The sequence below is a fragment of the Brevundimonas sp. FV1ps31S genome (genome assembly GCF_058681265.1).
The window spans coordinates 3,202,107-3,221,101 of record NZ_CM178735.1; the positions used below are offsets into that span (position 1 = coordinate 3,202,107).

Genomic DNA, 18,995 nt, shown 5'->3' on the forward strand with positions numbered 1-18,995 from the left:
ATCCATCGCCGCTGGGTACGAAAGACCTCTTCTGTGACAGGTTCGCGCTCGCGCGCGCCGCTGGGTCCCCCGGTTCCGCTTCGCGGCCCGGAGGATGACGAAAGTAAAATCAGGTGCGCTCCCCATGACCGCCGCCACCCCCAACGATCCCCGCGCGGTCGTCACCGCCATCGCATGCTACAGCCTGTGGGGCCTGCTGCCGCTGCTGTTCATGGCCCTGGCCGCCCACGGCTTCGGCGCGCCCGAGATCCTGGCCCACCGGGCGGTCTGGTCGGTCTTCGTGGCGGGCCTGTTCCTGCTGCTCGCAGGTCAGTGGGGCGAGGCGAAACAGGTGCTGGCGACGCCGCGCACCCTGGGCTGGCTAGCCCTGTCGGCGGCGATGATCGCGACGAACTGGAGCCTCTACGTCTTCGCCACCACCCATCATGCGACGCTGGAGGCCAGCCTCGGCTATTATATCAATCCGCTGCTGAACATGGCGGCGGGGGCGGTGTTGTTCCGTGAACGGATCGACCGCTGGAGCGCCGTCGCCATCGGCCTGGCCGCCGTCGGCGTCGTGATCCAGACCATAGCGCTAGGCCATGTGCCGATCATTGGCCTGACCCTGGCCGTCACCTTCTGCGCCTATGCGGTGATCCGCAAACGCGTGCCCGCCTCGGCCCAGACCGGGTTGTTCGTCGAATGTCTGGTGCTGCTGCCCATCGGCGCGGTCTTCCTGGCCTGGCTGGCGACGCACGGCCAGGCGACGGGCTTCGCCTCCCCCGCCGGCCTGGCCTGGGCCCTGGTCAACGGCCCGGCGACGGTCATTCCGCTGGTGATGTTCGCCTGGTCGGCGCGACGTCTGCCTCTGTCCACCATCGGCTTCATCCAGTTCCTGGCGCCCACGCTCCAGTTCGCCTGCGGCGTCTGGGCGGGCGAGGCCCTGACCCCGCTGCGGATCGTCTCCTTCGGCTTCATCTGGGCCGGGGCCGGCGTATTTGCACTGGGCGCCGCCTCGCGGTCGCGCGCCGCACGCCGCGCCGTGGCTCTGTCCGAAACGGTCTAGAGCGCCCCGTACAGCGCTTCCAGCAGCCGCCGGGGGCGCGGGTCGCCGATCAGGTGCGGCGACTGGCGCGTCATCACATAGGCGGCCGACAGACGGCGCGACGGATCGGCCATGGCCATCGACCCGCCCCAACCGTAGTGGCCCAGGGACTCGCCCGGCCCGAAGACGTTCAGCCCGTCGTTACGCATCAGGCCTGCCGCCCAGCTGATCACATAGGGCAGCACCTTGTCCTGGCCGTGGATCCGCTCGCGCGTCAGGTCGCGCAGCACCCCCTTGGACAGCACCCGACGCCCGTCCAGCATCCCGTCATTGGCCACGACGCCCAGCATCCGCGCCAGACCCGCCGCCGTGGCGTGCATATTGGCCGAGGGGATCTCCATCTTGCGCCATTCGGCCGAGCCGCGTCCGCCCGGCGCCGATCCGCGATCCAGGAAGGCCGCCTGTTTGATCGGGTCTATGGTCCCCAGGCTTGGCGCCGCCGAGGGTTTGCGCATCTGGGCCACCCGCCCGTGCTGGTCTTCCGGCAGGCCGATCCACAGGTCCAGGTCGGCGAAGTCGGCGCGCAGGGCCTGGCCCATGGTCCGCCCCGTCGTCAGGCGGAACACCTCATTGGCCAGATAGCCGACCGTGACCGGGTGATAGCCCGAGGCCGTGCCCGGCGCCCACATCGGCGCCTGGGCCGCCAGCCGGGCGTTGACCGCCGCCGGATCGAACCACAGCGACGGCTCCACGGCTTCCGAGAAGCCGGGTAGACCCGCCTGGTGGCTCATCAGCTGGGCGACCGTGACCTTGTCCTTCCCCGCCTGGCCGAAGGCGGGCCAGATCTGCGAGACCTTCTCGTCATAGGCCAGCTTGCCCGCCTCAACCGCCGTGGCCATCAACAGGGCCATCACCGCCTTGCCGGTCGAAAACACCGGGGTCAGGGTGTCCTCGGCGAAGGACGTCATCTTCGCCGTATCGGCATGCCCGGCCCACAGATCGACGACGGGCGCCCCGTCGATCATCACACAGAACCGCGCCCCCACCTCGTTCAGCCCCTCGGGCGCATCAGTGAAGTTGGCGGCGAAAACGTCCTTCACCGCCGCGAAACGCGGGTCGCATGAACCTTGGATGTCGATGGGGTCGGTCATGGCGCGGTCATAGCCCCGGACCTCCGTCCGGGGAAAGGGTCAAAGGATATCCGGCCTGTCCTCACCCTTCCTCGTCGTCACAAGGATAAGGGTCGCATCGTCTTTGAAATCCCCCCATACGATCTGGACCCAGCCATCGCGGACCTGACGTGCATGGTGACGATCCTCGATCACGGCATAGTCAGTCTTGTCCGCCATCCACGCCGCGACTTGGTCCGAAGCAAAGCCATGGGCCAGGATGAAACACTGGGCCTCGTTCATGGATATGGCGACCGAGCGCGGGGCGCGCGGCGTCCCCGCCGCCCACGACTTTTGGCCGTATTGTCCGACCTCTTCGGCGAAGTGCGCTGGGCCGTCCACCGGCGGCAAGTCCAGAAGCTCCGCCTCTCCGGCCGCAAGGCAGAAGGCCAGCCCTGTGGCCAAGGCCTCTATCGGCGCGCTCTCAACGGACATGTCGCTGACCTGCGTGGGCTCGTTCTTTCTGGAGGCGACAGATAGAATCATGCCGCCGTCGCCGCCGACCGGCCTTGAGTAGGCGCGAACACCCCCGCCGTCGAACAGACGGAGATAGGCCGTACCCTCCTGGTTATCTGGCTCATAGCCCTCTCGCGCTTCGAACAGAGCCGCGACATCAGATTCCGAGGCCTTGGACGCATAGACCGAACACCGGCCATCGCTCGGCTCAACCATGATCCCGCCTGGACTGGTCGGCGCGCCTGTGACCCATCTTTGCGCGCCGTATCGGCCGTCGAGTCTCTGAAAATCCCTGGGGCCTTCTACAATCGGAGGGGCATCAGTCATGTCGGCCTCCGCCACGGCGACACAATAGTCCACGGCGGCGGCGAGTTGCGTCCGGTCGACGGCTATGGGGGCCCCTGTCTGAGCGCCCGGCGTCACCGCCGCAGCCATCGCCACCAGGGCCTTGAACCAGACTACCGAACCCATTCCATTCATCCCGACAAGCGCGAAGGTTGTCTCCGCGCTACCGAAGTTCCATCACGGTCGCATGACAAAAAGGGCCCCGCACCGAGATGCGGGGCCTCAATTTTTACGACCCTTGGACAGGATCAGGCCGCGACGACCTGGGTCGCCTGTTCGGCCAGGATGGTCAGGCCTTCGCCGTTGACGTCGGCGAAGCCGCCCTTGACGTCGTACTGGGTCCTGGTCCCGCCGACATAGACGGTCACCAGACCCTCGCGCAGGGCGGTCATGAAGGGGGCGTGGTCCGGCAGGACGCCGAAGTCGCCCTCGACGCCCGGCGCGTCCACCTGGTCCACGAGGCCGGAGAAGACCTCGCGTTCCGGCGAGACGAGGGAGAAGTTCAGCTTGCCGGCCATGATCAGGCTTCCGACGCCATCTTCTCGGCCTTGGCGACGGCCTCTTCGATGGCGCCGACCATGTAGAAGGCGGCTTCCGGCAGGTGGTCGTACTCACCGGCGACGATGCCCTTGAACGAGCGGATCGTGTCGGCCAGCTCGACGAACTTCCCGGGCGAGTTGGTGAACTGTTCGGCCACGAAGAAGGGCTGCGACAGGAAGCGCTGGATCTTGCGGGCGCGCGAGACGACCAGCTTGTCCTCTTCCGACAGCTCGTCCATGCCCAGGATGGCGATGATGTCCTTCAGGCCCTTGTACTGCTGCAGCACTTCCTGGACCGAACGGGCCACGTTGTAGTGCTCCTCGCCGATGACCAGCGGGTCCATGATCCGCGAGGTCGAGTCCAGCGGGTCGACGGCGGGGAAGATGGCCTGGGCGGCGATGTCGCGGTTCAGAACCGTGGTCGCGTCCAGGTGGGCGAAGGAGGCGGCGGGCGCCGGGTCGGTCAGGTCGTCGGCGGGCACATAGATGGCCTGGACCGAGGTGATCGAACCCTTCTTGGTCGAGGTGATCCGCTCTTGCAGGTTGCCCATCTCGGTCGCCAGCGTCGGCTGATAGCCCACGGCCGAGGGGATGCGGCCCAGCAGAGCCGACACTTCGGAACCGGCCTGGGTGAAGCGGAAGATGTTGTCGACGAACAGCAGCACGTCCTTGCCTTCCTCGTCGCGGAAATACTCGGCGATGGACAGGCCGGTCAGGGCGACGCGGGCGCGGGCGCCGGGGGGTTCGTTCATCTGGCCGTAAACCAGGGCGCACTTGGAGCCCTCGGTCGAACCGCCGTTCTTGGCCGGGTCCACGTTCACGTTGGACTCGATCATCTCGTGATACAGGTCGTTGCCTTCGCGGGTGCGCTCGCCCACGCCGGCCAGGACCGAATAACCGCCGTAAGCCTTGGCGATATTGTTGATCAGTTCCTGCATGGTCACGGTCTTGCCCACGCCGGCACCGCCGAACAGGCCGATCTTGCCGCCCTTGGTGTAGGGGCACATCAGGTCGATGACCTTGATGCCCGTGACCAGGATTTCCGCCGAGGTGGACTGCTCCTCGAACGAGGGCGCCTCCTTGTGGATCGGGCGGTATTCGGCGGTCTTGATCGGGCCCTGCTCGTCGATCGGCTGGCCGACGACGTTCATGATGCGGCCCAGGGTGCCGGGGCCGACCGGCGCCTGGATCGAGGATCCGGTGTCGGTGACGGGCTGACCGCGCGTCAGGCCTTCGGTCGTGTCCATCGAGATGGTGCGGACCATGTTCTCACCCAGGTGCTGGGCGACTTCCAGAACCAGGGTGAAGGGCTCGCCCGTCTTCTGGTCGATGTTCTGGGTGTGCAGGGCGTTCAGGATCGCCGGCAGGTGGCCGGTGAACTCGACGTCCACGACGGCGCCGATGACCTGGGCGATCTTGCCGGTGGCGACGACGGAGCCCGGCGCAGTCGAGGCGGCGGGCGCCTTCTTGACGGCGGGTTTGCGGGCGGCGGGTTTCTTGGCGACGGTGTCGGTCATGGCTGGGGTCCGTATCGGAATGTCTGTTCGGTCGAGATCAGAGGGCTTCGGCGCCAGCGATGATCTCGATCAGCTCGGTGGTGATCTGGGCTTGGCGCTTGCGGTTGTATTGCAGCGTCAGGGCGTTGATGAGGTCGCCGGCGTTGCGCGTGGCGTTGTCCATCGCCGCCATCTGCGACCCGAAGAAGCCGGCCTGGTTCTCGTACAGGGCGGCCAGGATCTGGGTCGTCAGGTTGCGCGGCAGCAGGGTCTCGAGGATTTCCTCTTCCGAGGGCTCATAGTCATAGACCGCGCCGTTCAGGTCGATGGGCTGGGCGTCGCCTTCCACCACGGCCGGGATCAGCTGCTTGCCGGTCGGGACCTGCTGGATGACCGACTTGAACTGGCTGTAGAACAGCGTGACCACGTCGGCCTGACCGTCCTCGAACGCCGTGGCGATCATTTCGGCGACCGGCTGGGCCAGGGGCAGGCCGATGGTCTTCTGGGCGCTGAGCTCGAAGGTGTGGACCACCTTCTCGCCGTACAGACGGGTCAGCTGATCGCGCGACTTGCGGCCGACGGCGATGATCTTCACGTCCTTGCCGCTGGCGATCAGGCTGTTGATCCGCTCGCGCGCGGCGCGGATGACATTGGTCGAGAAACCGCCCGCCAGACCCTTATCCGCCGTCGCCACCACGATCAGGTGACGCTGGTCCTGACCCGTGCCGGCCAGCAGCTTGGGCGCGTCGGCGCCCGAGACGCCGGCGGCGAGGTTGGCGATGACCGAGGCCATCTTGCGCGCATAGGGCCGGGCGCTCTCGGCCTGGTCCTGGGCGCGTTTCAGCTTGGCCGCGGCGACCATCTGCATGGCCTTCGTGATCTTCTGCGTGGCTTTCACGCTTCCGATCCGATTGCGCATTTCCTTGAGGCTGGCCATCCGGCTTTGCTCTTCCTCTAACTAACCGGCGGGGTTCAGGCGAACGTCTTGACGAAGGCGGCCAGGATGTCCTTCAGCTCGGCCTCGAGGTCGGCGGTCAGGTCCTTCTTGGTGCGGATGCCTTCCAGCAGCGAGGCGTGGTTCGCGTGGATGCGGGCCAGCAGTTCCTTCTCGAACCGGCCGACGTCGCCCACGGCGATCCCGTCGATATAGCCGCGCGTGCCGGCGTAGACCGAGACGACCTGTTCTTCCATCGCCAGCGGCGAATACTGCGGCTGCTTCAGCAGCTCGGTCAGGCGGGCGCCGCGGGCCAGAAGCTTCTGGGTCGAGGCATCCAGGTCCGAGCCGAACTTGGCGAAGGCGGCCATTTCGCGATACTGGGCCAGCTCGCCCTTGATGGTGCCGGCGACCTTCTTCATCGCCTTGGTCTGGGCCGACGAGCCGACGCGCGACACCGAGATGCCGACGTTCACGGCCGGGCGGATGCCCTGATAGAACAGGTCGGATTCCAGGAAGATCTGGCCGTCGGTGATCGAGATCACGTTGGTCGGGATATAGGCCGAGACGTCGTTGGCCTGGGTTTCGATGATCGGCAGGGCGGTCATCGAGCCCGAGCCATAGTCCGCGTTCAGCTTGGCCGAACGCTCCAGCAGGCGGCTGTGCAGGTAGAAGACGTCGCCCGGATAGGCTTCACGGCCGGGCGGGCGGCGCAGCAGCAGGGACATCTGGCGATAGGCCACGGCCTGCTTGGACAGGTCGTCATAGACGATCAGGGCGTGCATGCCGTTGTCGCGGAAGAACTCGCCCATGGCGGTGCCGGCGAAGGGCGCCAGGAACTGCAGCGGGGCCGGTTCCGAAGCCGTAGCCGCGACGACGATGGTGTATTCCAGCGCGCCCGACTCTTCGAGAGTCTTGACGATCTGGGCGACGGTCGAACGCTTCTGGCCGATGGCGACGTAGATGCAATAGAGCTTGGCGCTCTCGTCGTCGGTCTTGTTGACGTTCTTCTGGTTCAGGATGGCGTCGACGGCGACGGCGGTCTTGCCGACCTGACGGTCGCCGATGATCAGCTCGCGCTGGCCGCGGCCGACGGGGATCAGGGTGTCGATGGCCTTCAGGCCGGTCTGCATCGGCTCGTGGACCGACTTGCGCGGGATGATGCCCGGCGCCTTGACGTCGACGCGGCGGCGCTCGGTGAACTGGATCGGGCCCTTTCCGTCGATCGGCTCGCCCAGCGGGTTGACGACGCGGCCCAGCAGGCCCTTGCCGACCGGCACGTCCACGATCTCGCCCAGGCGGCGCACGTCGTCGCCCTCGGCGATGGCGGCGTCGGCGCCGAAGATCACGGCGCCGACGTTGTCGCGTTCCAGGTTCAGGGCCATGCCCTTGACGCCGGCCTTGGTGAACTCGACCATTTCGCCGGCCTGGACATTGTCCAGACCGTGGATGCGGGCGATGCCGTCGCCGACCGACAGCACGCTGCCGACGTCGGAGACATCGGCTTCGACGCCGAAGTTGGCGATCTGCGACTTGAGGATGGCCGAGATTTCAGCGGCGCGGATGTCCATGACGGGCTCTCTGTTCTTCAGTCTTTATGCGGGTGCGCCGATCAGGCGCGCTTCATTCGTTTGGCGGGAGCGTGCTTACGCACGCTTGAGGGCGAACTTCATCTGGTCGAGCTTGGTCTTCAGCGAGGCGTCGAACAGTTTCGAGCCGACCTTGATCTTCAGGCCGCCCAGGATAGCCGGATCGACCCGCGTGGTCAGTTCCGGCGCCTTGCCCAGGCTGGCGTTCAGCGCGGTCTTGATCGCGGCCAGCTGCTTGGCGTCCAGCGGCTGGGCCGAGACGACGTCCGCGGCGACGATGCCGGCGTGCCTGGCGTAGCGCGCCTCGAACCCGGCGATCACGCCCGGCAGATCCTTGGCGCGATGGTTCTGGGCCAGCAGGCCCAGGAAATTGGCGGTCGTCTGTTCGAACTTCGCCTGAGCGGCGATGGCGACCAGACCCTTGCCCTGATCCTCGGCCGAAATGACCGGCGAGGTCGCCAGCCGGCGCAGGTCGGCGCTCTCGATCCAGGCGGCCTTCAGCGACGCCAGATCAGCACGGACGGCGTCCAGGCGGCCGGTTTCCAGCGCCAGATCAAACAGCGCCTGTGCGTAGCGATCGCCGACTTCCGTCGTTCTGAAATCATCAGCCACTGATTAGGGTCCGAGGTCGTTGTGTCAGGGTCGCGACCAATTGCGAGGCTCGCAACGGTCAAAAGCCTGAAATGCTTACGGAAAGCACGATAGAGGCCGTATTCGTGAATACGCCCCCTTCAAGCCGGGCGCCTGATAGCACGGGGTTTTGCCGCTCGCAACATTGCGTGAAGGGCGATAAGGCCGCACCCCGTCCCATCCCGTGTCGCACCCCGGTCATCCCGGCATGGGACATCGCCCCACTCTCCTGTCGTCGAGGCCCGAAATGAAGCCCAACGCCCTGTTGATCACCGTCGTGTTCGCCGCCCTGGCCTGCGGCGGCGCATCCGCCCAGACTCAGCCCCCGGAGGCAGCCCGCTCCGTCCGGCTGATGAGCTACAACATCCGCTACGACGCGCCGGACGACAGGCCGAACTGGACCCAGCGTCGCCCGCACATGGCGCGCCAGATCGCCTTCTTCGATCCCGACGTCCTGGGGGTTCAGGAGGCGCTGCCGCACATGGTCGCCTATCTGGCCGAACAGGCGCCGGCCTATGATCATTACGGCGTCGGTCGCGACGACGGCGCCCAGACGGGCGAGACCACCACCCTGTTCTGGCGGCGCGCCCGGTTCGAGACCGTCAGCACCCAGACCCTTTGGTGCTCGCCCACGCCGGACCGGCCGTCCAGGGGCTGGGACGCCGCCTATCCCCGCACCCTCACCCGCGTCGTCCTGCGCGACCGGACCGACGGCGGCCTGCTGGATGTCCGCAATGCTCATTTCGACCATGTCGGCGTGATCGCCCGCGAAGAATGCGCCGCACTGGCCGCTGACATGGCGCCGGCCTCTATCGACGGCGTGACCGCGTCGGTGGTCCTGATGGGTGATTTCAACACTGGCCCCGACAGCGCCCCCTATCGGCGTATCGTCGCCTCGGGTCTGCGCGACGCCCGCGCGGTCAGCCCCGTCGTCTTCGGCCCGGCGGGCACCTACAACGACTTCGACATCGCCAAGGACAATGACGGAATCGCCATCGACCATGTCTTCGTCAGTCCCGGCCTGTCGGTCGAACGCTACGGCGTCCCCACCGATTCGTTCGACGGCCAGGTGATCTCGGACCATTTCCCCGTGGTCGTCGATGTTGCGCCGGACCGGCGGTGATCGCACGATCAAGCACCTGGGTGCGACCATTGCGCCGCCCCGGAACGCTTGATCGGAACCAGCGGCAGCCCTAGCGCTTAACGCTGACGCTTTTCCACCTAGGACACCTAAATGCTCGACAGCATTACGCCCCTGCTCTCCGACCCGGCCGCCTGGGCCGCGCTGGTGACGCTCATCGTGATGGAGGTCGTGCTCGGCATCGACAACCTGATCTTCATCTCGATCCTGTCGAACAAACTGCCCGAGCATCAGCGCCAGAAGGTCCGGCGCATCGGCATCGGCCTGGCCCTGGTCATGCGCCTGGCCCTGTTGTCGATCATCGCCTGGCTGGTCGGCCTGGTTCAGCCGGTCCTCACCGTCCTGGGCAACGAGTTCTCGTGGAAGGATCTGATCCTGATCGCGGGCGGCCTGTTCCTGGTCTGGAAGGCCACCAAGGAGATCCACCACACAGTGGATCCCACGCCGACCCACGACGTGATGGACAAGAAGGATGTGATGATCAACAACGCCGGCGCGGCGATCTTCCAGATTATCCTGCTGGACCTGGTCTTCTCGATCGACTCGATCCTGACCGCAGTCGGCATGACCGAACACCTGCCGATCATGGTGGTCGCGGTGCTGGTCGCCGTCACCGTCATGCTTCTGGCCGCCGATCCCCTGGCCAACTTCATCAACGACAACCCCAGCGTCGTCATGCTGGCCCTCGGCTTCCTGCTGATGATCGGCATGGTGCTGATCGCCGACGGCTTCGGCTATCATGTGCCCAAGGGCTATATCTACGCCGCCATGGCCTTCTCGGCCGGGGTCGAAGCCCTCAACATGCTGGGCCGTCGCTCCGCCACGAAGAAGGAAAAGGCCACGGCGGCTCGCGCCCAGGCCAACCAGGCCGAGGCCCGCGCCAAGAAGGCCGAGGCGGAAGCCGCCGCCGAGAAGGCCTGAGCCGATGATCCGCCTGTCGTCACGCCTCGCCGGCCTCGTCTCCGGCCTGCTGCTGGCGACAGGCGGCGTCCTTCCGTCCCGGGCCGAGGTTCCGGTCCAACCCTATGAAGTCGTCCGCGCCTATCCGCACGACAAGACGGCCTTCACCGAGGGTCTCTTCTTCCAAGACGGCGCCCTATACGAGAGCACGGGCCTCTACCCGTCCTTCATCCGCCAGGTGCGGCTGGAAACGGGCGAGGTGGTGCGCCAACGCGACCTGCCGACCGTCTATTTCGGCGAGGGCATGACCACGCTGAACGGCAAGCTCTACAGCCTGACCTGGCGCAACCACATCGGCTTCATCTGGAAGCTGGACGACTTCTCGCCCCTGGGCGGCTTCTCCTATCCGGGCGAGGGCTGGGCCCTGACCACCGACGGGCGGCGGCTGATCATGAGCGACGGCACCGACCAGTTGCGCTTCCTCGACCCCGACACCCTGGCCGAGACCGGCCGCGTCTCCGTCACCGCCGACGGCAAGCCGCTGGATCAGATCAACGAGCTGGAGTGGATCGACGGCGAGGTCTTCGCCAACCTGTGGCAAGACAACCGTATCGCCCGCATCGACCCGGAGACGGGGGTGGTTAAGGCCTTCATCGACCTGACCGCCCTGGTCCCCCAGAATGCGGGCCTGGACCCGAACGACGACGTCCTGAACGGCATCGCCTGGGACGCCGCCGGCAAACGCCTGTTCGTCACCGGCAAGCGCTGGCCGCAGCTGTTCGAGATCAGGCTGCGCTGATCCCAAATACAGCGAGGGGGCGGACGCCTGCATGCGTCCGCCCCCTCGCCGCCTGTACTCCGGCTGAAATCAGCCGTGCAGGTCGAACCGGTCCAGCTCCATGACCCGGGCCCAGGCCGCCACGAAGTCGTCGACCAGCTTCTTCTGTCCGTCCGCCTCGGCGTAGACCTCGGCCAGGGCGCGCAGCACGGCGTTCGAGCCGAACACCAGATCGACGCGCGTGCCGGTCCAGCGCAGTTCGCCGGTCTTGCGGTCGCGCCCGTCAAACAGGTCCTTGGCCGACGACGACGCGGACCATTTCACGCCCATGTCCAGCAGATTGACGAAGACGTCGTTGGTCAGGGCGCCCGGCCGATCCGTCAGCACCCCGTGGGTCGAACCGCCCACATTGATGTTGATGGCGCGCAGCCCCCCGATCAGCGCCGTCATCTCGGGCGCGGTCAGGGTCAGACGCTGGGCCTGGTCGATCAGCAGGGATTCGGCGGGAACGGCGTAGCGGGCCTTTTGATAGTTGCGGAAGCCGTCGGCGACCGGCTCCAGATAACTGAAGGACTCAACGTCCGTCTGGGCCTGGCTGGCGTCCGTCCGGCCCGGCGTGAAGGGCACGACGACCTCATGCCCCGCCGCCTTGGCCGCCTGTTCGACACCCGCGGTGCCGGCCAGCACGATCAGGTCCGCCAGCGACACCTTCTTGCCGCCGACCTGGGCCTGGTTGAAGGCGAACTGCACGCCTTCCAGGGTCTTCAGCACCCGCTCCAACTGCTCGGGCTGATTGGCCGACCAATCCTTCTGCGGCGCCAGGCGAATGCGCGCGCCGTTGGCGCCGCCCCGCTTGTCCCCGCCCCGGAAGGTCGAGGCCGAGGCCCAGGCCACGCCGACCAGTTCCGAAACGCTCAGACCCGTGGCCAGCACCTGCGCCTTCAACGCGGCCGCATCGGCGGCGTCGATCAGCGGATGATCGACGGCCGGCACGGGATCCTGCCAGACCAGTTCTTCCTTGGGGACTTCCGGGCCCACGTAGCGCGAGCGCGGCCCCAGATCGCGGTGGGTCAGCTTGAACCAGGCGCGAGCAAAAGCTTCAGCGAAGGCCTGCGGATTGTTCAGGAAGCGGCGCGAGATCTTCTCGTATTCCGGGTCGAACCGCAGCGACAGGTCGGTGGTCAGCATGGTCGGCCGACGCATCTTGGTCGGATCATGGGCGTCGGGGATGACGAAACCGGCGTCCTTGGCCACCCACTGGTGCGCCCCGGCCGGCGACTTCTCCAGCTCCCATTCGAAGGCGAACAGGTTCTCGAAGAAGAAGTTGCTCCACTGGGCCGGGGTCTGGGTCCAGGTCACCTCCAGGCCGCTGGTGATGGCGTCGCCGGCCTTTCCGCTGCCGAAGCTCGAGGTCCAGCCCAGGCCTTGCGCTTCCAGGCCGTCGGCCTCGGGCTCGGGTCCGACGTGGTCGGCCGGGCCGGCGCCGTGGGTCTTGCCGAAGGTGTGGCCGCCGGCGATCAGGGCCACGGTCTCCTCGTCGTTCATCGCCATCCGCGCGAAGGTGTCGCGAATGTCGCGCGCCGCCGCGATCGGGTCGGGATTGCCGTCCGGACCTTCCGGGTTGACGTAGATCAGGCCCATCTGGACCGCGGCCAGCGGGTTCTCCAGATCGCGCGTGTGCTGGACGCCGTCGGCGGTGTCGTCCGCGACCAGAACGGCCTCGTCAGCCGGTTTGTCCACGCCGTGCGAACCGCGCGCGTAGCGCTCGTCCCCGCCCAGCCAGGTGTTTTCCCGGCCCCAGTAGACGTCCTGATCCGGCTCCCAGGTGTCTTGGCGACCACCGGCGAAGCCGAAGGTGCGGAAGCCCATCGTCTCCAGCGCCACATTGCCGGTCAGGATGAACAGGTCGGCCCAGGAGATGGCCTGACCGTATTTCTGCTTGATCGGCCACAGCAGGCGGCGCGATTTGTCGATATTCACATTGTCCGGCCACGAGTTCAGCGGCGCAAACCGCTGCTGGCCGCGCCCGCCGCCGCCCCGGCCGTCGCCGACCCGATAGGTGCCCGCGCTGTGCCAGGCCATGCGGATGAACTGCGGTCCGTAATGGCCGAAGTCCGCCGGCCACCAGTCCTGCGAGTCGGTCATCAGCTGGCGCAGGTCGTTCTTCAGCGCCTCATAGTCCAGCTTGGAAAAGGCCTCGCGATAGTTGAACCCCTCGCCCAGCGGGTTCGACCGCGACGAATGCTGGTTCAGCAGGTCGGTGCGCAGCTGCCCCGGCCACCAGTCGCGGTTCTGGACCCCGCCCCCGGCGACCGACTCTGTCGTCGCGCCTGAGAACGGGCATTTGGCTTCGGTGGTCATGGCGGTCTTCCCTATGATGGCGCGATGCGGCGGGCGTTTTGGCGATAGCCCTTCGGCTGACGTGGCTATTCATGCACGGCTCAACTTCATAAGACCAATCGATTATCTTTGATTTTTGTATAGACCCGCCCTATTCGTCCGAAATGCTCCCCACCCTGCGTCAACTCCAGTACCTGAAGCTCCTCGCCGAACACGGCAGTTTCTCCCGCGCCGCCGAGGCCGCCCACGTCAGCCAGCCCGCCCTCAGCGCCGGGGTTCAGGAGCTGGAACGTATCCTGGGCGCCCCCGTGGTCGAGCGCGCGCGCGGCGCCGTCATCATGACCGCTGTAGGGGTCGAGGCCGTCCGCCGGGCCGAGGACGTCCTGGCCCGGACCGAGGATCTGGTCGAGGCTGCCAAGAACGCCGGCCGCCTGTTGTCGGGCCGGTTCCGCCTGGGCGTCATCCCGACCGTCGCCCCCTTCCTGCTGCCCGCCAAACTGCCGTCGTTGAAGACGGCCTATCCAAACCTGAAACTGTTCATCCGCGAGGACCTGACGCCCCGTCTGATCGCCGCCCTGAAGGCGGGCCAGATCGACGCCGCCGTCATCGCCCTGCCCTATGAGGCGCCGGGCGTCGAACACGCCCGCATCGGCGACGACGAGATCATGGCCGCCGCCCCCCACGACCACGCCCTGGCCGCGCCCGGCCCCATCCGGCCCGGTTCGCTGCGGGCCGAGGATCTGATCCTGCTGGAGGACGGCCACTGCCTGCGCGACCACGCCCTGGCGGCCCTGGACATCGAGGCCCCGCGCGGCGACGACGTCTTCGCCGCCACCAGCCTGCACACCCTGATCCAGATGGTCGGCTCGGGCCTGGGCGTCTCCTTCCTGCCCAAGATGGCGGTCCAGGCCGGCCTGGCCGACACCCCTTCCGTCGTCATCCGCGCCTTCGAAAACCAGGCCGACGGCGCCCCGCCCCACCGCGAAATCGTCGTCGCCTGGCGCTCCGGCTCCAGCCGCGCGGCCGAGGCGCGGCTGCTGGCGGAAGCCCTGAAGCTGGATTGAGGGCCGCAGGATGACGGACGCCAAGCTCAGGATCGCCGTGATCGGCCCCGGCGCCATCGGCGGCACGGTCGCGGCCTGGCTGGCGCAACGGGCGGATCTCGACGTCCTGGTCTGCGCCCGCACGCCGTTTGCGGACCTGGAGATCGAAGCCCCAGGCGGGCGGATCGCCGCCAAGCCGACGGTCGCGACCCGCCCGGACGGTCTGACGCCCGTCGATTGGGTGATCGTGGCCACCAAGACCTATGACACCGCCTCGACCCTGACTTGGCTGGACGCTCTCGTCGGACCCGAAACCCGGGTCGCCGTTCTCCGCAACGGGGTCGAGCACCTGCCCCCCTTCGCCGACCACGTCCCCGCCGACCGCCTGGTCCCCGCCGTCGTGGACATACCGGCAGAACGCCTGGCGCCGGGACGGATCCGCCAGAGGCGCGACGGCTGGATCAAGACGCCGGACGGCGAAGCGGGCGCCGCCTTCGCCGCCCTTTTCACCCATACGCCGATCCACGCCGAGACCACGCCCGACTTCCGGTCCGAGGCCTGGAAGAAGCTGGCCCTGAACTGCGCCGGCGCCGTCAACGCCCTGATCCTCAAACCCTCAGGGATCGCCCAAGACGAGGGCGCCGCCTCGGTGATGCGCGCCCTGGTCGCGGAATGCGTCGCCGTGGGCCGGGCGGAAGGCGCCGTCCTGCCCGACGATCTGCCGGACCAGGTCATCGCCGGCTATCGCGCCGCCGCCCCGGACGGGATCAACTCGCTCCACGCCGACCGCGCCGCCGGCCGTCCCATGGAGTTGGACGCCCGCAACGGCGTCATCGTCCGCCTTGGCGCCCGCCACGGCGTGCCGACCCCAGCCAACGCCATGATCGTGGCGCTGCTGAACGCGGCGGCGCTGTAGGACGCGGTCGGAATCGGAGCTCAAACCGAAAGACGCGGCGGAAGAGCGCGCTGCCTAAGCTCGCCCGCTGGCGGAAACTGTAAAGGGTGACCGTCGCTTAGCATCCACAATCCAAGCTACCGAATGCCGGCACCCTCTGATATATCTCCGTCATGGGAAATCTTATTGAGACTTTACGCACCGAAGGCGCTGTGATCGCACAAGCTCCTTGGAGCTTCGTGCTGTGCCTATTCGTTGTTGCGGGGGTGCTCTTTCTGCTTATTCGGTCTCTGAAAGCGCAGGAAGTCGCCGATCTTAACTCTCGCCTGACACTCAGAAATGACGAGATTGCGGATTATCGACGAAAGCTAGACGGAGCTTCGCCTGATGAGGCCAAGGCAAGGCTTGATGATCTTGAGGCTCAAGTTGCTCGGCTGCAACCGCGCCGTTTTGATGCTGCACAAAGAGAAATTATTCGCGCAGCCGTCGCTAGCCAACCGGCTTTGGTGTCCATAGCTGCTGATATGGCCGCAGGTGATGCGCGCGGACTTGTGGCTGATATTTCAGGAGCATTCCAGGGCGCTGGGTGGAGCGTCTCAAACCCGATGGTGGGTGCCCCGAGCAATCCACCACCCTCTGGATTAGGGATAAATGTAGCAAACCCTGAGAATCTTACCGACCCACAGGCTCGATTTGTAAGGGCATTACAAGAGATCGGAGCCGAGTTCGACTTAAGGCGCGGCGTCATGCGCGACATGCCTGGACATGCTGTGCCGGAGATTGAAATCTTAGTTACGACCGCCGTCAGGTAGTTCAACTCCGCACTCAGAAAAAGGGCCGGCGGATCGCTCCGCCGGCCCTTTCCTTGTCTTCAGCAGACCACCGACTATTCAGCCGCGATCGGCGCTTCGGTTTCCGGGCCGCGGGCCAGGTTGCGCAGGACGTAGGGCATGACGCCGCCGGCCAGCAGATAGTCCATCTCGGTCTGGTTATCGATGCGGCAGCGGACCGGGAAGCGGGCCATCTTGCCGTCCGACGGGCGGAACAGCTCGACCCACAGGTCCTGACGCGGACGCAGCTTGCCGACATTGGCGTCGGACAGGCCGCGGATGGTGACGATCTCCTCGCCGGTCAGGCCCAGCTTCTGCCAGCCGTCCTGTTTGAACTGCAGCGGCACCACGCCCATGCCGACCAGGTTCGAACGGTGGATGCGCTCGAAGCTTTCGGCGATGACGGCGCGGACGCCCAGCAGGCGCGTGCCCTTGGCCGCCCAGTCGCGCGACGAACCGGTGCCGTATTCCTTGCCTGCGAAGACGACCAGCGGCCGGCCTTCCGACTGGTATCTCATCGCAGCATCGTAGATCGACATGGTGTCGCCCGACGGGAAGTGCTTCGTCACGCCGCCTTCGATCTCGGGCGTGATCCGGTTCTTGATGCGGATATTGGCGAAGGTGCCGCGCATCATGACTTCGTGGTTGCCGCGACGGGCGCCGTAGCTGTTGAACTCGGCCGCCTCGACGCCGTGGTGGGTCAGATAGACGCCGGCGGGCGAGGTCTTCTTGATCGAACCGGCCGGAGAAATGTGGTCGGTGGTGATCGAGTCGCCGAAGATGGCCAGGACGCGCGCCTCGACGATGTCCTGGACCGGGGTCAGGTCCATCGACAGACCTTCGAAGTACGGCGGGTTGGCGACATAGGTGGAGGCGTCGTCCCACTCATAGGTCTGGCCGCCCGTGACCTTGATCGCTTGCCAGTGCTTGTCGCCCTTGAAGACGTCCTTGTAGCGTTTGGCGAACATGGCCGGGGTGACCGACTTCTTCTGGATGTCGGCGATCTCCTGCGAGGTCGGCCAGATGTCCTTCAGGAAGACGTCATTGCCCTTCTTGTCCTGACCGATCGGATCCTTGGTGATGTCGATCCGCATCGAGCCGGCGATGGCGTAGGCCACGACCAGCGGCGGCGAGGCCAGATAGTTGGCCTGGACGTCCGGGTTCACCCGGCCTTCGAAGTTGCGGTTGCCCGACAGGACCGAGGTGGCGACCAGGGCGTTGTCGTTGATCGCCTTCGAGATCGCCGGATCCAGCGGACCCGAGTTGCCGATGCAGGTGGTGCAGCCGTAGCCGACCAGGTTGAAGCCCAGAGCGTCCAGGTCCTTCTGCAGGCCGGCGTCGGTCAGATAGTCGGTGACGACCTGCGAACCGGGGGCCAGCGAAGTCTTGACCCAGGGCTTGGCCTTCAGGCCCAGCGCATGGGCCTTGCGCGCCACCAGACCGGCGGCGATCAGGACCGACGGGTTGGAGGTGTTGGTGCAGGAAGTGATGGCGGCGATGACCACGTCGCCGTCGCCGACGGTGAACTTCTCACCCTCGACGGCCGCGCGCGGGGCGTCGGTCGGACGGGCGAAGACGTCGACCAGGGCGGTTTCGAAGGCCGGGGCGGCGGTGGTCAGTTCGACGCGGTCCTGCGGACGCTTCGGTCCAGCCAGCGACGGCACGACGGTGGCCAGGTCTAGTTCCAGAACGTCGGTGAAGACCGGGTCTTCCGAGGTCTCGTCGATCCACAGGCCTTGCGCCTTGGCGTAGGCTTCGACCAGGGCGACGCGCGCCTTGTCGCGGCCGGTGGCGGTCAGATAGCCGATGGTGGCGGCCGAGACGGGGAAGAAGCCGCAGGTGGCGCCGTATTCCGGGGCCATGTTGGCGATGGTCGCCTGGTCCTCGATGGTCATGTTCGGCAGGGCGTCGCCGAAGAATTCCACGAACTTGCCGACCACGCCCTTCTTGCGCAGCATCTGGGTGACGGTCAGCACCAGGTCGGTCGCGGTCGTGCCTTCCGGCAGGCGGCCGGTCAGTTTGAAGCCGATGACCTCGGGGATCAGCATCGGGATCGGCTGGCCCAGCATGGCGGCCTCGGCCTCGATGCCGCCGACGCCCCAACCCAGAACGGCCAGGCCGTTGATCATGGTGGTGTGCGAGTCAGTGCCGACGACGGTGTCGGGATAGGCGACGGTCTTCTTGCCTTCGTCCAGGGTCCAGACGGTCTGGGCCAGGTTCTCCAGGTTCACCTGGTGGCAGATGCCGGTGCCGGGGGGCACGACGCGGAAGTTGTTGAAGGCCGACGAACCCCAGCGCAGGAAGTTGTAGCGCTCGATGTTGCGCTCATATTCGCGCTCGACGTTCTGGCCGAAGGCCTTGGCCGTGCCGAAGTGATCGACCATGACCGAGTGGTCGATGACCAGATCGACCGGGACCAGCGGATTGATCTTGGCGGCGTCGGCGCCCAGGGCGCTCATGGCGTCGCGCATGGCGGCCAGATCGACCACGGCGGGCACGCCGGTGAAGTCCTGCATCAGGACGCGGGCCGGGCGGAAGGCGATCTCGTGCTCGACCGAGCCCTTGTTCTCGACCCAGGCGGCGACGGCCTTCAGGTCGGCTTCGGTGACGGACACGCCGTCCTCGTTGCGCAGCAGGTTCTCGAGAAGCACCTTCATCGAGCGCGGCAGGCGGGAAATCCCGGTCAGACCGGCTTCCTCGGCGGCGGGAAGGCTGTAATAGGCGTATTTCTTACGCCCGACGGAAAGGTCCTGGCGGGTCTTGAAGCTGTCGTTCGACGGCATGGAGTCTTCCTCTGGTCAGCGCCGCCCGACAATCCGGTTGCGCCTTCGCGCGGCAGACGCAGCGGCTCACAGGGCCCCTGCGCGCGCGGCGAAAGCCTGCTGC

Annotated in this window: 16 protein-coding genes; 7 read left to right on the top strand and 9 right to left on the bottom strand. The window is 66.6% G+C overall.

Going from position 1 to position 18,995, the window contains the following annotated elements:
* Nucleotides 1-124: 124 nt before the first annotated feature.
* Nucleotides 125-1,045: an EamA family transporter RarD gene (gene rarD, locus ACVPT3_RS15320; protein ID WP_492041710.1), complete on the top strand. Its 921-nt coding sequence runs from the start codon at nt 125-127 to the stop codon at nt 1,043-1,045.
* On the opposite strand, the gene ACVPT3_RS15325 is transcribed toward rarD, so the two are convergent.
* The 7 genes from ACVPT3_RS15325 to ACVPT3_RS15355 all read right to left on the bottom strand — a co-directional run bounded on the left by ACVPT3_RS15325 (nt 1,042) and on the right by ACVPT3_RS15355 (nt 8,164).
* Nucleotides 1,042-2,175 (bottom strand): serine hydrolase domain-containing protein, encoded by a 1,134-nt coding sequence (locus tag ACVPT3_RS15325; RefSeq protein WP_492041711.1) that lies wholly within the window; start codon nt 2,173-2,175, stop codon nt 1,042-1,044. The genes rarD and ACVPT3_RS15325 overlap by 4 nt on opposite strands.
* A 39-nt stretch (nt 2,176-2,214) precedes the next feature.
* On the bottom strand, nt 2,215-3,120 hold the full coding sequence (locus ACVPT3_RS15330) for a hypothetical protein (protein WP_492041712.1): 906 nt from the start codon (nt 3,118-3,120) through the stop codon (nt 2,215-2,217).
* 122 nt (nt 3,121-3,242) lie between these two features.
* Nucleotides 3,243-3,512: an ATP synthase F1 subunit epsilon gene (locus tag ACVPT3_RS15335; RefSeq protein ID WP_492041713.1), complete on the bottom strand. Its 270-nt coding sequence runs from the start codon at nt 3,510-3,512 to the stop codon at nt 3,243-3,245.
* Between the two features lie 2 nt (nt 3,513-3,514).
* Nucleotides 3,515-5,050: a F0F1 ATP synthase subunit beta gene (atpD, locus tag ACVPT3_RS15340; protein ID WP_492041714.1), complete on the bottom strand. Its 1,536-nt coding sequence runs from the start codon at nt 5,048-5,050 to the stop codon at nt 3,515-3,517.
* A gap of 37 nt (nt 5,051-5,087) precedes the next feature.
* The gene (locus tag ACVPT3_RS15345) at nt 5,088-5,966 is read right to left on the bottom strand and encodes a F0F1 ATP synthase subunit gamma (protein WP_492041715.1); all 879 of its coding nucleotides are present in this window, start codon (nt 5,964-5,966) and stop codon (nt 5,088-5,090) included.
* A gap of 35 nt (nt 5,967-6,001) precedes the next feature.
* Complete coding sequence (gene atpA / locus ACVPT3_RS15350) at nt 6,002-7,534, bottom strand: F0F1 ATP synthase subunit alpha (protein ID WP_492041716.1); 1,533 nt, start codon at nt 7,532-7,534, stop codon at nt 6,002-6,004.
* Between the two features lie 75 nt (nt 7,535-7,609).
* On the bottom strand, nt 7,610-8,164 hold the full coding sequence (locus ACVPT3_RS15355; RefSeq protein WP_492041717.1) for a F0F1 ATP synthase subunit delta: 555 nt from the start codon (nt 8,162-8,164) through the stop codon (nt 7,610-7,612).
* 265 nt (nt 8,165-8,429) lie between these two features.
* Between ACVPT3_RS15355 and ACVPT3_RS15360 the strand changes: the two genes are divergently transcribed.
* The 3 genes from ACVPT3_RS15360 (at nt 8,430) to ACVPT3_RS15370 (ending at nt 11,022) form a co-directional block, all read left to right on the top strand.
* Nucleotides 8,430-9,305 carry an endonuclease/exonuclease/phosphatase family protein gene (locus ACVPT3_RS15360; RefSeq protein WP_492041718.1) on the top strand — a complete coding sequence of 292 codons (876 nt, stop codon included), beginning with the start codon at nt 8,430-8,432 and terminating at the stop codon, nt 9,303-9,305.
* Nucleotides 9,306-9,416: 111 nt separating this feature from the next.
* Nucleotides 9,417-10,244, top strand: coding sequence for a TerC family protein (locus ACVPT3_RS15365; protein WP_492041719.1), 828 nt, complete (start codon nt 9,417-9,419; stop codon nt 10,242-10,244).
* 4 nt (nt 10,245-10,248) lie between these two features.
* Nucleotides 10,249-11,022: a glutaminyl-peptide cyclotransferase gene (locus ACVPT3_RS15370; RefSeq protein ID WP_492041720.1), complete on the top strand. Its 774-nt coding sequence runs from the start codon at nt 10,249-10,251 to the stop codon at nt 11,020-11,022.
* Nucleotides 11,023-11,091: 69 nt separating this feature from the next.
* On the opposite strand, the gene katG is transcribed toward ACVPT3_RS15370, so the two are convergent.
* The gene (gene katG, locus ACVPT3_RS15375; RefSeq protein WP_492041721.1) at nt 11,092-13,362 is read right to left on the bottom strand and encodes a catalase/peroxidase HPI; all 2,271 of its coding nucleotides are present in this window, start codon (nt 13,360-13,362) and stop codon (nt 11,092-11,094) included.
* 143 nt (nt 13,363-13,505) lie between these two features.
* Between katG and ACVPT3_RS15380 the strand changes: the two genes are divergently transcribed.
* From ACVPT3_RS15380 to ACVPT3_RS15390, 3 genes are all read left to right on the top strand, one after another.
* Nucleotides 13,506-14,405, top strand: coding sequence for a hydrogen peroxide-inducible genes activator (locus ACVPT3_RS15380; protein WP_492027192.1), 900 nt, complete (start codon nt 13,506-13,508; stop codon nt 14,403-14,405).
* A gap of 10 nt (nt 14,406-14,415) precedes the next feature.
* Nucleotides 14,416-15,300, top strand: a complete 885-nt coding sequence (locus ACVPT3_RS15385; protein ID WP_492041722.1) for a 2-dehydropantoate 2-reductase — start codon at nt 14,416-14,418, stop codon at nt 15,298-15,300.
* Between the two features lie 152 nt (nt 15,301-15,452).
* Nucleotides 15,453-16,091, top strand: coding sequence for a hypothetical protein (locus ACVPT3_RS15390; RefSeq protein ID WP_492041723.1), 639 nt, complete (start codon nt 15,453-15,455; stop codon nt 16,089-16,091).
* Between the two features lie 74 nt (nt 16,092-16,165).
* Here the strand turns inward: ACVPT3_RS15390 and acnA are convergent, their stop codons facing one another.
* Entirely contained in the window at nt 16,166-18,892 is a 2,727-nt protein-coding gene (gene acnA, locus ACVPT3_RS15395; RefSeq protein WP_492041724.1) for an aconitate hydratase AcnA, read from the bottom strand.
* Nucleotides 18,893-18,995: the final 103 nt, after the last annotated feature.